This window comes from Nocardia sp. NPDC056541 (assembly GCF_042794235.1).
In the GTDB taxonomy this organism is placed as follows: Bacteria; Actinomycetota; Actinomycetes; order Mycobacteriales; family Mycobacteriaceae; genus Nocardia.
Genome location: NZ_JBHTUD010000027.1, coordinates 24,037 through 36,974 on the forward strand (window position 1 = coordinate 24,037; position 12,938 = coordinate 36,974).

Below are 12,938 nucleotides of genomic sequence, written 5' to 3' on the forward strand. Positions count from 1 at the left end.
CGCGTCGCGGCGCTAGGCCGCGTGGGTGAGTCGCGCGGCCGCCGCGCCGACGGTCGGTCCGGCGCTGACCAGTGTCCCCATGAACCGATCCTGTTCTCGCGCACCGCGATTCGCCGCACGGTCGAGTCCGCCGGGCAGCAGCCGGGTGACCGAGCGCGCGACATTGACGGGGATTCGGATCGCCGGGTACCACGGAACGATCGCCGTCGGCAGCCCGAGCGCACGCATCGTGTGGCGGCCGAGGAAGGTCCCCGTCACCGACAGATGCTGGGCATAGGCAAGACGGCGCCTGATCGCGGGCAGCCGGTCATAGTTCCACGACAACGGGTCTCGTGACATCGGTACCGCGAGTTGAGGAGTCGACTCGTCGGGGTCGGCCAAGGCAGACAGCGTGTGTACCAGGACGCGCACACCGTCACGGAAGGAGTGCGGCAGCCACTGCTCCTCGACACCGAGCAGCCAGCCGACGTAGCGGACCAGGTGCGCGACAGCGTCGGTTTCGGCAGGGGTGAGCAACAGACCCAGGCCCATCCCACCGATCGCCGGTGCGATGAAGGCGCCGACGAGCGTTGCCGCCATATCCGTCTGGTTGATGGGCAGGCCCCAGTCCTCGGTCCGCCAGTCCGGCATGGCGGCCACGTGCCTGCGGACGAAGGCGTGGATGAGTCGCACCCGGATCGTGGATCGGTATCCCAGACCCAGGGGGGACAAGCCGTCCTCGGACAGGACATCCATCGCCCACTGCATCGTCTCGGCCCACCGCTGATTGGAGCCCTTTTCCAGCGCTCCTGTGCGCAACAGGGTCTTGTTGAAGCCGGAGAACTGGTAGCCGCCGAGCATGGCGACATCGCGCGCGATGTACATGCCGTCGGAACCGCTGGTGAGCAGGACCTTGGCCCCGCGCACGAGCGTGTCGTGATCGACCCACGCCGGAACAGTCTCGACCGCGGTGAAGAACTCGCGCAGCGGATCCGGCGCCTGCGGTACCGCAGCGATGCCGTCGGTGAGCGCTCGATCGAACAGCGGACGCATCTGCTTCGAGCCCGCGGCGACCATCCAGTCCACCAGCCGATCCATCGCGTCGTCACCGACGAGCAGGCCCTCGCCGAGATGTTGCCATTGCGTCGAGTCGGGGCTGTGAACCCCTAGCATCGCCGCGAAGCCGCCGACGAGGGGCGGGACGCGGTGGGGACGATCTGGATGACGGGCGGGAACGGTGGTCATCGACACTCCTCGTTGAGCGCTCCATTGTGGATAACGACTGATATCCAAAATAGGTCGACTGCTAAAGTCCTGTCAATGGCGCGTGCAGAGGTGGTCCGGTCCTACCGTGGAATCAGCGCGGCGACTCGACGTGACGAACGCCGCGACAAACTCCTCGCCGCAGGTCGCCAGATCTGGGGCGAGGCCGGCCCGAGCGAAGTCACCGTGCGCCGCGTGTGCGCCGCGTCGGGGTTGACCCCGCGCTACTTCTACGAACAATTCGCCACCCGAGACGCACTGGTCCTCGCCGTCGCCGAGCAGGTGCAACAGGAGCTGTTCACCACCCTCGTCGACGCGAGCCAGGCCGAGCCGGGCACCTTGAAACGCAAACTCCTGCGGGCACTGACGACCTATCTCGACACGATCGCCGACGACCCCAGCATCCACCGCATCATGACCAGCGATACCCACAGCGTGGCAGGGCTCGAAGAGTTGCGCTCCCGTGCCGTCGGGATCGTCACCGACCTCGTGATGCAGTACAGCGCGGAATTCCTCGACGCTCCCGCGAATCCGGAGATCCGGCGCCAGGAAGCACTTTTCGTCGTCGGCGGGATCAACCAGCTGGTGGCGACCTGGCTGGGCGACCCCCGTCGGCCGACCACCGAAGTAGCCGCCCTCTGCACCGAACTCGCACTGGCCGTGGTGAACCGAGCACCCTGACAGTCGGTGCAGCCGAATCAGTAGTTCGACCGCACCGCACGGTCGGCAACGACAGTCGTTTCTGGCCGAGTGGGCGGCGCCGACGCCGGTGAATCACTTCCTTCCGTGCGGTACTGCCCGACCCCGGGCGCGCGTGGCGGGTGCGCTGGTCTACCGGTTGTGCCCGCCCACGCTGGTATCGAGCGCGCCGAGTTGGAGTTGGGTGGCGAGGGCCTGGAGCGCTGCGGGGTCGTGCGGTGGCACCCGTTCCATCGCGCTGAAAGCCAGGTGGTCGGCGATCAACATGGTGCGCACCTCGGCGTCGGTGAGCTCGCCGGTCAGGACACCTTCGGGCAGGGTCTGCACCATAGCGAAGGTGGTGTCGACGATCAGTGGCACCAGCGAAGTCGGCATCGACAGCGGGTCGCCCACAACCAGCGCCTCGGTCGCTGTGTTCGTCGCGTCGGTGAACTCCGGTGAGACGTCGAGCATTCGGTGGACCGCCACGTCGACACTTCGCCGCACCCGATCCAGCATCGTGGTCCAGCGCCTCGACGAGGACGCCGCAAGCAGCGCGGCGCCGACCTTGCGCCGAAAGGGCGGGGGCGCGTCGACGGCCCCGCACAGGAAAGCCGTCGTGGTGATGGTCATGTGCGCCATCGCCACCCGCGCACCGAAACTCGGGGTGGCGGGACCGAGCCTGGCCAGGAGGGCGAAACCGCCCAGTGCCGGCACGAGGAGCTGGAGCATGACCTTCCGCTTCAGTTCCTCGCGGTCGGCGACGCCGTAGATCTGCAGCTCGTTGTCACGCAGGTCATTGGCAGACTGAGCGATGATGGCGAGACAGCCGGCCAGTTCGCGCAGATCCGCCTCGGGCACAACGGCTTCGGAGGCGAGTTCACACGCGTAATAGGTGACCCGGCCGAGCACACCTTCGCTGTAGGCGACCCGCGACAGCGGCGAGTCGATATTGCGGGCCATCACCACCGCGACATCGATGACCACCGCGCCGACACGCTTGCGCCCGGCCGGCGACAGCGCTCCGAGCAGAGCTCGGATGTCGCCGATACGCTCGGCCAGGAGCCGGTCGACCGCTTCGCTGTCGCGGGCTTCGGTGCTGACCGAAGGCAATGCAGCAGGCTTGGTGTCGCTGTTGCCGGTGAGGTAGTCCGCAGCGTCCAGAACGGACCAGCTCGCGATCGCGTGATCGCTGAGATCCTCGAAGGCGTCCAGAACTCGGCAGGCCAGCAGGGCGGCGGTGGCCTCTGCCTGCAGGTGGGTGGGCAAGAAGCTCACCGCGATACCCAGGTTACGACCGGCTGGGATCAGTGCCAGCCGGGCCAGCTCCTCCGGTGAGGAGGCGGCCCGTAACGCGGCCAGGTCCGGTGCGCGGCGCAGGTGTCGAAATCCATGGGCGAGTGATCCGATTCTGGTCTGCCTCATCGGGTGATCACTTCCTGTAGCAGTGCATGGAGGTCGTCGCGAGCAGGCGATGGCGGGAAGATGTCCAGTGCGGCGCTCGCCTTCTGTGTGGCGTCGAGGGCAACCGCCCGCGCGGCGTCGGTGGCCCCGCTGTCGATCAGGTCGCTCTGCAGGATCGTGCTCGGGGTGTCCGCGGACAGCCACATCTCCCGCGCGCCGGCGCGCATGTCGAGCCATTCGATCACCGGCCAGGTCGGAACCCGTCGTTCCAGGTCACCCCCTGCGTCCTTGCCCAGTCCGGGACCGCCCTCGACGTCGCGGACATCGTCCATGATCTGGAACGCGAGTGCGAGCTCGTCGGCGTATGTCATCAGCGCTCGCAGGCGATCGTGATCGGCACCGCCCGCGGTGCCGCCGTAGGAGCACGACAATCGGAACAAGGTGCCGGTCTTGGCGCCGGCGACGAGTCGGTAATGGCGGCGCAGCGCGGTGGCATCGACCGCGGGCGGCAGCATCTCGATGAGCTGACCGAAGGACAGGTCCGACAGCCCGTCGGAATACGTCACACCGGGCACCTCCCCCAGGCAAGCAGACATTCCCGGGTTGTCGGCAAGCACCTCGGCGATCACCTGCACTGCGGCACCTGCCATGTGGAACCCCGCTCGGGCCGCGATGCGCACGCCGAATGCGGCGGGCACCGACGTCGCGCCGCGGCGTAGCAACGAGCCGTCACAGATATCGTCGTGCACCAGCGAGGACTCGTGCAGCATCTCCATCGCGCAGGCCAGATCGAGGGCGGCGCGACTGGGTTCGGACCCGGCGGGCGCAAGCAGGCCTGCACTCGCGAGAACCAGACGTGCGCGCACACGCTTGCCCGGAGCGGCGAGGACGTGCCTGCCGATGTCGTCGAAATCCCCACCGCTGATGAGGATTTCGTACAGGCGCGCGTTGACCAGCGTGAGAAGTTCGTGCTGAGTCCCACTCGGATGTCTGAGCATCAACGCGACCGGTTCGCCCTGGTGCTGCGGGTTACCTGCCGGACGAGCGTCGTTACGGCGGACTTCGGGTAGCGCGGGATTATCCATAACGCTGAATTCCTTTGGTGCGGCCATGTGGCGGTGAGATCCCCTGATGGTTCACTGGGGCTGACACGATTCAGACGGAGCCGTCCTGCCACAGCTACTGTTCTGCCGCAGCGACAGACAGATAGGTAGCGTCGTGGCACGTAGGCATACGGTGAGCTGGTATTGCGCTGAAACAGTGAGGTTCGGACCTCACGATCCGTGGACGGTCACCTCGACGGGACCGGGACGATGTGGGTACGGTCGGCAAACACCTGCACTCGGACCGTTCACGAAAACGCCATTGTCCGGCGATCGGTCGTCGAAGGGAGCGACGTCGCTCTGCCGGCAATTCTACGGCGTGGATCACGTTGCTGCACAGTAGATTCGGCGCTTCGTGAGACTCCACGGCGCCGATCTCCGATATTGTGGGTTCCCGCCCAGTTTCCCGGCCATGACCGAACCGAGTCCTCGTTCCAGAGGGCACCCTCGACGTCCCACACCCACGCGGACCCTTGGATGCTGACGCGAATAGCGTTGTGCCACAGTGACTTATCCGGTCCGGGTCGCACCGGCCGCGGTCAGGGGTCAACGGCGAGGATGCGCGGGACGGTGCCGACGATTCAGCACGCTCCCCGCGCGAGTCGGCTTCCCTGGGTTTCGCCGCCGTCGGTCGATCGAGTCACCGAGATCATCGAGGTGTCGCACCACTGCGGGTAGCTCAGTCACCGACATGGACGTGTGCGGCCCACCTGGTCGGCACGGCCGGATAGGCGTCGCGCATGGTGCGCAACGTCTCGGCGAGCGCGGTGGCCGCCTCGGCTGTGTCGGGCGCCCGGGTGCCGTGCGCGGTGAGCACCGCGTAGACCCCCTCGGCGGTCTGGGAGCTGTCCGCGGTGTGCCACAGCGTGCCGATGACACCGCGGAAGCCCGCGAGGTGGAAGGCCGACGCCAAGTTCAGCGGCTCGTCGAGCAGAGCCGGGTCCGGGCTCGCGGTGTCGCAGGCGGACAGGAACGCCAGCTGTGCCCGCGTGGTGCGCAGGTCGTGCACGAACGAGGGCACGAACATCCCGTCGCTGAGCACCAGTCCCCCCTGGTCGGGATGCTTTGCCGAGCTGACCGCCCGGCCGTGGCAGGCGAAATGGGCGATCGCGTGCTCGTGCAGCCCCTGCTTGATGGCATCGAAGTCGGCGGCGGCGTCGATGAGCACAGTAGAGCCGGGCAGCAGTCCCGCCACCGCCTCGGCCTCGGCACGGGCGCTCGGCAGCACCGAGACGCCGTTACGCTCGCCGACACCGACGATGAGCGCGGTGTGACGGGCATGGCGCGGCCGGGGTGTGCTCAACGTGTCGGCGAGCGCGGTCAGCGACGGTGTGTACGAGGAGACCGCACGGTCGAACACAGTCTGCCCCGCGTCCTCGCGATGTCTGCCCGCCGCGTGCAAGGGCAACTGGGCCATGATTCCGATCGGGCACCACCACAGCCGCGACGTCGTGACCTTCTCCAGCACCGGCCGGGCCGTGGTGGTCCACAGCCATTCCAGCACCGCGTGCACCTCCAGCTGGGCCTGCTCACGCCGGTCGAACGAGCACGCCGGGTCCTTCACATCGGCCAGTGCTGCTCGCAACCGCCGGACCTGGGCGCGGGCGGTGGTCTCGGTGATCTGCGGCAGCGACACAGCCTCGACGGGCTCCCGACAGTCGGCGGGAACCACGAGCGCGCTGCCCTGAGCGCTGACGATCACCACGGTGTGCCCGGCCGTGCGCGTGCGCAGGACTTCGAGATTCGGCGGCACCAGCAGATCCTCGAACCCCGGCACCGTGCGCGCTCGCGCGAGCAGCCGGTCCCGCCGCATCGAGAGCTGCCGGATCTGTTCGACGGCCTGTGGTCGCGGGTCCCAGTCCCGGGAGGAGATCCGGCCGTTGAACTCCACTTCGATGTGAAACGTCAGGTCGGCGTATCCGTCGGCCCCAGCCAGCTCGCGCTCGACCTCGCTGAGCTCCTCGGCCAGCGACGGTTGCGTCTCGCCGAGTCGTGCCCAGCCGCGCCGGATACCCCACGCGTCGCCGAACAGCACGCCGCGGCACCGTTCGACCAGTTCCAGAGCTCGGTCGAGCTGGCCCGACCGCACACCGGCATCCACCACTCGGTCGGCGAGGCCGTGCAGCTGCCGCGCCGCCTCCACCCTGCGGACCCAGGACAACGCTCGGCTGACCGTGGCGGGGATGGCGGTGATCACCCGTTCCTGCGCGTCCAGCCATGTTGCCGGGTTCGCCTCGGCGAACATCGCGGCCTGGGCCTGTTCGCAGATCATCCGATGCTGCGTGCTGGTGGCCGGGTGGCCGGAAACTGACCGGTAATAGGTGATCGCGAGCTCGCGCAACCGGTCGGCTCCCGGCCCGCCGAAGGTGGCGAGCGCACGGGCCGAGCGCGCGAGCGCGAACGCACGCAACGGCCACCAATGGTGGTCTCCAGGGGTCTGACCGACGGCTTTCTCCGCGAGCGCGAGCGAGTCCTCCAGCGCGCCGAGATCACCGCACTGCCGGTACCGGTGATACAACACGTCGGCGATGGTGCTCTCGATGCGCGGCACGTCGGGGTGATCGGGACCCACGAGCGCGAGCGCGGCCCGGTAGGCGCGCTCGGCCTCCTGAAACGGTTCCGCATGCGTGACATCGGTGCTGACCGCCCGGGCCTGCACGGCACCGGCATAGTTGTAGAGCATGCCGACCCGGCGCACATCGTCTGTCGCCATGGTGGACACCGCCGATGCCGCCGCGTCGACAGCTGTGGTGAACATGGCGTGATCACCGGCCTCGGCCACCTCCTCGGCCGCCCTGGACAGGGACGACCAGCGCAGCGGGAGGTTCGGGTCATCGGGTGGGGTCAGCGCGAGGGCCTGCTCCGCGACGGTGACAGCCTCGCGGCCCGCCCCGGGGCTGGAGCCGACTCGGCATTGCGTGATCAGCGCGGACGCGAGTGCGGAGAGCCGGAGTGCGCGCTGGTCATCGTCGGCGGCCGGTAAGTTCAGCGCGGCGCGGGCGGCGTCGACCGCCAGCTTCGCTTCGTCGCGAGAGCCGCTCGCCGTCGCGACGGTGCTCGCGCAGTGGGCGAGCGCTTTCAGCAGCTGCGCCCGCAGCGCGTGGCTCGGTGTGGTGGCGAGCAGCGCTTCGGTCACCGCGTCGTAAGCGAGCGTGATCGCCTCGGTGTCGCCGCCGATATCCCAGAGGTCGTTGTGCGCGTAGTAGAGATCCAGCAGCGCGGCAGGCCGCTCGGCGTGGTCCAGCGGCAGTCCGACGGCCAGCACCCACGCCTGGTCACGTCGCCGCACCAGCACATCGCCGGTGACCGGCTGCCGCCGCAGGCTCGCGACCAGGTCGTACTGCGCCTGCAGAGCGCGCGGATCGCGATGGCAGGTCATCAGGAATCGCGCGATATCGGAACCGATCTCCCTGCTCGCCTCTTGCTCGAGCTGCGCGAGCGCGGGCACCCGCGCTGTGTCGCCGTAGTCGCGCTTCAACGCGTCGGCGAGATCACGACATGCGACCAGCGCACCGGCCAGGTGGATGGGCGCGGCACCGTCGGTGTAGAGATCGAACTCGTACTGGGCGAGCTCGAGCACGACGTCGCGCCACACCGGGCGTTCCCGCAACGCCAGTTGGGCCGCGGCCCGGTAGTCGGCGACGATCTTGCCCGGCGACAGGCCCGCGATGTCCTGCGCTCGGGCGCGATCGACCAGCCTGCGGGCGCGTTGCGGATCGTCGCGAGGTGTGTGCGCGATCGTCCAGTTCAGCCCGTTGACGACGGTCTCGCGGTAGGTATCGGAACCGTCGTGCTCGTCGAGCAGGAGCAGCAATGTGGCGTGATCGGCGGTGAGCGCGGCTTTCATCCGCTCGTCGTCCAGTGCGTTCATCACCGTCGTACAGGCGTTCGCGAACAGCACCAGCGAGTCGCGGTCCCGGTAGACCTGGAACTGCTCGCGTGCCTGGTTCAACGCCCGGTATTGCGGCATGGCGACGACGCTCGCGACCGCGAGATCACCTGATGTGCCCGCGATGGCGGCCGCGATCTCCCGGTCGACCAGCCCGGCGAACCCGCTCTGCGCCTGGAACCGGTGCCAGTGCGCTCGGGCCAGGTGCGGCAACAGATTCGCGGGGCACTGCTGCGGTGGCGGCAGGCCCGCGGCCAGCAGTGCGCCGATGTCACCGGTGTCGGCGAAGTTCTCGACCACCAACCGAATGTCGTCGTACACGCGCAGCCCCCGATCCCGTTCGGTCCACGGTAGCGTGATCCGAATCACCAAGCAGGAGGTTCGAATTCGGCATGACATCACCGAGCGGTCCCCGAGTCGAGGTTCTCTGCGAGCAGGCCGGAGCGGCGCTGGCCGAACGCGCTTCCCGCTACGGCGTCGCGGACGTACTGGCCAGAATCGTCACGGCGGCACAGCAGGGCGAGGTGTCCGAAGCTGACCTCGACCTGCTCGACAGTGCCTTCGCCCAACACGGCATCGACAACCTGACGCGGGCGCACCGCGGCTTCGAGCCGTGGAAGGGACCGCGCGACATCGTCGTCACGGCATGGGTGTGCCCGACGAGTGCGTGCACCAGGGCGAGGATCGACGAAGGTGCGCGGTGCGAGCTCACCGGGCAACCGTTGCGCAGGATCGAGCTGTGAACGCGTTCCTCACCGAGCTCGGCAAGAACCTTGCTACCCGCTGGGCTGCCGCGCTCGCACTGCCCGCCGCGGTGTTCGTCGCTGTGGTGGTCGTGGCGGTCACGCTCGGGCCCTCGCACGCACTCGACTTCAAGCTGTTGTGGACCCGGGTGACGACGGTGTCGACCGGTCCCGCGCTGGTGTGGGCCGCTGCGGCGTTCCTCGCCGCGACCGCGATGGTGGGGTTGGCGGTTACCGCGCTCGGCGGCATCGTGATCGCCGCGTGGGCAGCCACCGGCACCGGTGCAGGCAGACCGTTCGTCGCGCTGCGCCACCGCCGTTGGCGGCGTGCGACGGCCAAGGCGGACGCCGCGGTCAAGGCGGTGCTGGCCGACCGATCGGACCGCCGGGCCAAGAGCACTGCGCAGCGAGCTGTGCTGCGGCGCAACGCGATCGCCGAGATCGAACCGGCATGCCCCACGTGGGCAGGCGACCGACTGCGGAGCGTGGACGAGCGCGTCAGCCGCGGCACGGGACTCGACCTGACCACGACGTGGCCGCGATTGTGGCTGGTGCTGCCCGACGCGGCGCGCACCGAGGTGACGACGGTCCAGGAACGGTGTGGCTCCGCCGCCCGCACCCCGGTGTGGGGCTTGGCCTATCTGGCAGTCGGTGTGTACTGGTGGCCGGCGCTCGTGCCGGGAGTGTGGGCATTGCTGGTGTCGCGCCGTCGGATCCGCCGTGCGGTGGGGGTCTACGCGGACCTCGTGGAAGCCTCGATCGACCTGTACGCCCGAGACGTCGCCAACCAGCTCGGGTTCGAACTGACGGGCAGGTTGACACCGGCGATCGGCGAGCAACTGACCGAGGTGCTGCGGAAACAGCCCGGGTAGCTGTGTGGCCATTTCTCGCGCGATCCGACCGGCCGGCGTCAGCCGCCGGAGCGCGGACCGGCCGTAGCGGCCAGAGCCGTGGCGAGGTCCCGGTGGATCGAAATCCACTCGGTCATCCCGGCGAGGTCGATCACGCGCGCGATGCTCGTGGGGGCCAGCCCGCCGGCGAGATGCATCCCGATGCCGCGGCGGTCCAGCTGCTGCGCCAGGTCGGCGACGACCATGATGGCACGGACCGACAGGAACGTGATCTCGGCCAGATCGACGACGAGATGACCACCACCGGCGGACGCGGGGACAGCCGACTCGAGCAGGCCCCGCCAGCGCGGAAGGGTGTAGGCGTCGATCTCCCCACGAGCATGCAGCACGATGACCTGTCCTGCGGATTCCGCGACGGCACCCAAGCGGCGGCAGAGATCGGCAGCCGGGTCGCCGGCTGCGGGCGAGCGGGTTTCGTCGGGACGATTGTTCAACGGACTCAATTCTTCAGCACCGGAGAGCAGTGCGCTGCCAACTGTCCTGTGTGCTCAAGATCGGGCCGGCAATCCTATTCCAGCACGCGGCCCGGCAACAGCCTTGCCCCGTCGCTGCCCTGGCGCCCAGTTGTTCGCTATCGGTCCTGATTCGCGGTGATCGGCCTTCGCATTTCGTCTCAGCGGCCGGGCGCCGCAGGGACGACACGCGGTGCGCCGAGGGCCAGACAACGGGTGCGTCGCCAGTTACCGAGCCGGTAAAATGGGGCCGGGAAACCATACGGGCGCGGTCGTCCGGCGCCCGCCTACACCGGCGTGCCCTTCATCGCGTGTCCACGGAGGGAGCGTCGTGCAGAGTCTGAATTTCGAGAGCGACGACCTCGCCGCGACCGAGGAGTTTCTCAACAACGCCTACACCCGGGTGCAGATCGGCAACCACGGCCCGCACCAGGTGCGTTCCAGGATTCGTCGCGAGGTGCTCGGTTCGATCAACTTCGACCAGCTCGAGATGGGTTTCGACATGGCCTACGATGCCGACCCGCTCGGCCGGGTCTGCCTGGTCACCGTGCACAGCGGTCGGATCGAGGAGAACTATCACGGTAGCGGTACCGACACCTTCACGCCCGGGCAGACCGGTCTGCTCACCCCCCACGACCTGCCCTACTCGGGGGTCATCCGAACCAGCCGATACGACATCACCATGTTCGACCCTGCGATCCTGAACCGTATGGCCACCGCCGCGGGTGGAGACCGCGTGCGCGTAGACGGGCACCGACCTGTCACTGTGGCGGCCGGACAGCGGCTGCGGCGGGTGATCATCCACCTGCAGCAGATCGCCGCGGACCCCGATGCAGCGAGCAGCCCGCTCACCGTCACGACGGCCTCGGACTATCTCGCCGCGACTGTGCTGGCCACCATGCCGACGACCGCCGAGCACGAGCCCACCGCCACCGATCGTCACGATGCTCACCCGCACACCGTGCGCCGTGCCATCGCCTACCTGGAGTCGCATCTGAGTGACAAGATCGCGATCAGCGACGTCGCGGCGGCAACCTTTGTCACGCCTCGCGCCTTGCAGCTCGCCTTTCGCCGCCATCTGGACACAACACCGCTCGAGTACCTGCAGCGACTGCGCCTTGCCGCGGCGCACGAGCAACTCGGCTCCGCGCTGCCCGGTGACGGTCAGACTGTCGCGACCATCGCCTACCGATGGGGCTTCCCCCATCCGGGCCGCTTCGCCACGGCCTACCGCCGGCGCTACGGTCGGCCACCGAGCCAGACCCTGCGCGAATGAGCGCTGCCGTATCGCGTCGCGAACGCGGGTCCGAGCCCGCCGCGCCGGCGCGACCGAGGGGTCAGGGCCGTCTCACGCCCGAGCGAACCGCATGTCCACCACCGTGCCTGCCGCCGATGTGCTGACCTCGAATGCACTGCTGAGAGCGCGCATGATGCCCATCCCGCGCCCACGTGACCGATCGATGTCTGGATCAGGGGTCGACCAGCGTCCTTCGTCGGTCACGACGGTATGGACGTGAGTCTCGGTGAGCGCCGCAGTGACGCGTACTGTGCCGCCGTCGCCACGGTGACCGTGCTCGACGGCGTTGGTACACGCCTCACCGACGGCGAGCACTATGTCGTACGCCTGGTTCGGGTCGACCAGTACCTCGGCCAGCCAGGCCTGTAGCGCGTGGCGCACTTCGGCCAACCGCGCGGCCTCTGCCGAGAAATCGATCTCGAACGGTTTCACGGCGCTGTCCTGCCGAGACGGGTGCGTCGTCACCTGATGCCTCCCTCTCCATCTCGACGTCCAACGAATCCGCGAGAGAACACCCGCGCCATTGGCAGTACCCCTGCAGTATCCGGATATGCCACGTCCGGGCGTGACAAAACCCTCTCGCGGCGGCCCTGCGGATACGTCCGAGCCAGGGTACCCCGGTGCGGCGCAACGGTTTGCGGCCCGAGCGGATGGGGTAGGTTGCTCGAGCAAGAATCGCTCGCACATTCGCCGACCCGGCGAAGCTAGAGGCAAGAGGTAGAAAAGTGGCGAATCGCAACCGAGGAGACCTTCGGTGAGTGTAGAAGGCGGCTTCCGCGACCTCGACGTGCAGACACGAGCACAAGACGACTTCGAAATCCTCTCCGTGCGCGGTGAAGTCGACATGGCCTCGGCGCCCCAGTTGCAGGCGGCGCTGGAGAAGGCACAGCAGGGCGGCAAGACACTGGTGGTCGATATGACCCAGGTCGGCTTCCTCGGCTCGGCCGGACTCAGCGCGTTGCTGGTCGTGTCCAAGGCAGCGCCCTACCAGCTGCGCGTGGTCGCCTCCCATGAGGTGGCTCGACCGATCGAATTGACCGGACTGGACAAGCTGCTCGCTGTCTACGCCACCCTGGAGGCGGCAATCGCCGCGGAGCCGAACGCGCACTAGGTCCGCAGTCGCGGGGGGCGGCGGGCCGGGGGGGCGCCCCCCCCCCCCCACAAAAAAAACAAATCAGCTAGAGCAGCCCAGAACAGAACTCGTAAAAACCCCGGCGGG

At 68.3% G+C, this 12,938-nt stretch carries 11 protein-coding genes; 5 read left to right on the forward strand and 6 right to left on the reverse strand.

The window, feature by feature from the left end; translation table 11 throughout:
* Positions 1-12: 12 nt before the first annotated feature.
* Complete coding sequence (locus ACFQ9R_RS31670) at positions 13-1,224, reverse strand: oxygenase MpaB family protein (protein ID WP_378995968.1); 1,212 nt, start codon at positions 1,222-1,224, stop codon at positions 13-15.
* A 75-nt stretch (positions 1,225-1,299) separates the two neighbouring features.
* Here ACFQ9R_RS31670 and ACFQ9R_RS31675 point away from each other — a divergent pair, with 75 nt between their 5' ends.
* Positions 1,300-1,923, forward strand: coding sequence for a TetR/AcrR family transcriptional regulator (locus ACFQ9R_RS31675; protein ID WP_378995970.1), 624 nt, complete (start codon positions 1,300-1,302; stop codon positions 1,921-1,923).
* A gap of 150 nt (positions 1,924-2,073) precedes the next feature.
* Here ACFQ9R_RS31675 and ACFQ9R_RS31680 read toward each other — a convergent pair whose 3' ends face one another.
* The 3 genes from ACFQ9R_RS31680 to ACFQ9R_RS31690 form a co-directional block, all read right to left on the reverse strand.
* A complete protein-coding gene (locus ACFQ9R_RS31680) occupies positions 2,074-3,345 on the reverse strand; it encodes a hypothetical protein (protein WP_378995973.1) in 1,272 nt (423 codons plus the stop codon).
* The gene (locus ACFQ9R_RS31685; protein WP_378995975.1) at positions 3,342-4,409 is read right to left on the reverse strand and encodes a polyprenyl synthetase family protein; all 1,068 of its coding nucleotides are present in this window, start codon (positions 4,407-4,409) and stop codon (positions 3,342-3,344) included. Before ACFQ9R_RS31685 ends, ACFQ9R_RS31680 begins: the two co-directional genes overlap by 4 nt.
* Positions 4,410-5,106: 697 nt before the next feature.
* On the reverse strand, positions 5,107-8,685 hold the full coding sequence (locus ACFQ9R_RS31690) for a CHAT domain-containing protein (RefSeq protein ID WP_378995977.1): 3,579 nt from the start codon (positions 8,683-8,685) through the stop codon (positions 5,107-5,109).
* A 23-nt stretch (positions 8,686-8,708) separates the two neighbouring features.
* On the opposite strand from ACFQ9R_RS31690, the gene ACFQ9R_RS31695 reads away from it, so the two are divergent.
* Positions 8,709-9,059, forward strand: a complete 351-nt coding sequence (locus tag ACFQ9R_RS31695; protein ID WP_378995979.1) for a hypothetical protein — start codon at positions 8,709-8,711, stop codon at positions 9,057-9,059.
* Positions 9,056-9,931 carry a hypothetical protein gene (locus ACFQ9R_RS31700; RefSeq protein WP_378995982.1) on the forward strand — a complete coding sequence of 292 codons (876 nt, stop codon included), beginning with the start codon at positions 9,056-9,058 and terminating at the stop codon, positions 9,929-9,931. Before ACFQ9R_RS31695 ends, ACFQ9R_RS31700 begins: the two co-directional genes overlap by 4 nt.
* 38 nt (positions 9,932-9,969) lie before the next feature.
* On the opposite strand, the gene ACFQ9R_RS31705 is transcribed toward ACFQ9R_RS31700, so the two are convergent.
* Positions 9,970-10,404 carry an STAS domain-containing protein gene (locus ACFQ9R_RS31705; protein WP_378995984.1) on the reverse strand — a complete coding sequence of 145 codons (435 nt, stop codon included), beginning with the start codon at positions 10,402-10,404 and terminating at the stop codon, positions 9,970-9,972.
* A 349-nt stretch (positions 10,405-10,753) separates the two neighbouring features.
* On the opposite strand from ACFQ9R_RS31705, the gene ACFQ9R_RS31710 reads away from it, so the two are divergent.
* The gene (locus ACFQ9R_RS31710; protein WP_378995986.1) at positions 10,754-11,698 is read left to right on the forward strand and encodes a helix-turn-helix domain-containing protein; all 945 of its coding nucleotides are present in this window, start codon (positions 10,754-10,756) and stop codon (positions 11,696-11,698) included.
* A gap of 72 nt (positions 11,699-11,770) precedes the next feature.
* Here the strand turns inward: ACFQ9R_RS31710 and ACFQ9R_RS31715 are convergent, their stop codons facing one another.
* A complete protein-coding gene (locus tag ACFQ9R_RS31715; protein ID WP_378995990.1) occupies positions 11,771-12,151 on the reverse strand; it encodes an ATP-binding protein in 381 nt (126 codons plus the stop codon).
* Positions 12,152-12,473: 322 nt separating this feature from the next.
* Here ACFQ9R_RS31715 and ACFQ9R_RS31720 point away from each other — a divergent pair, with 322 nt between their 5' ends.
* Positions 12,474-12,830: an STAS domain-containing protein gene (locus tag ACFQ9R_RS31720; RefSeq protein ID WP_378995992.1), complete on the forward strand. Its 357-nt coding sequence runs from the start codon at positions 12,474-12,476 to the stop codon at positions 12,828-12,830.
* Positions 12,831-12,938: the final 108 nt, after the last annotated feature.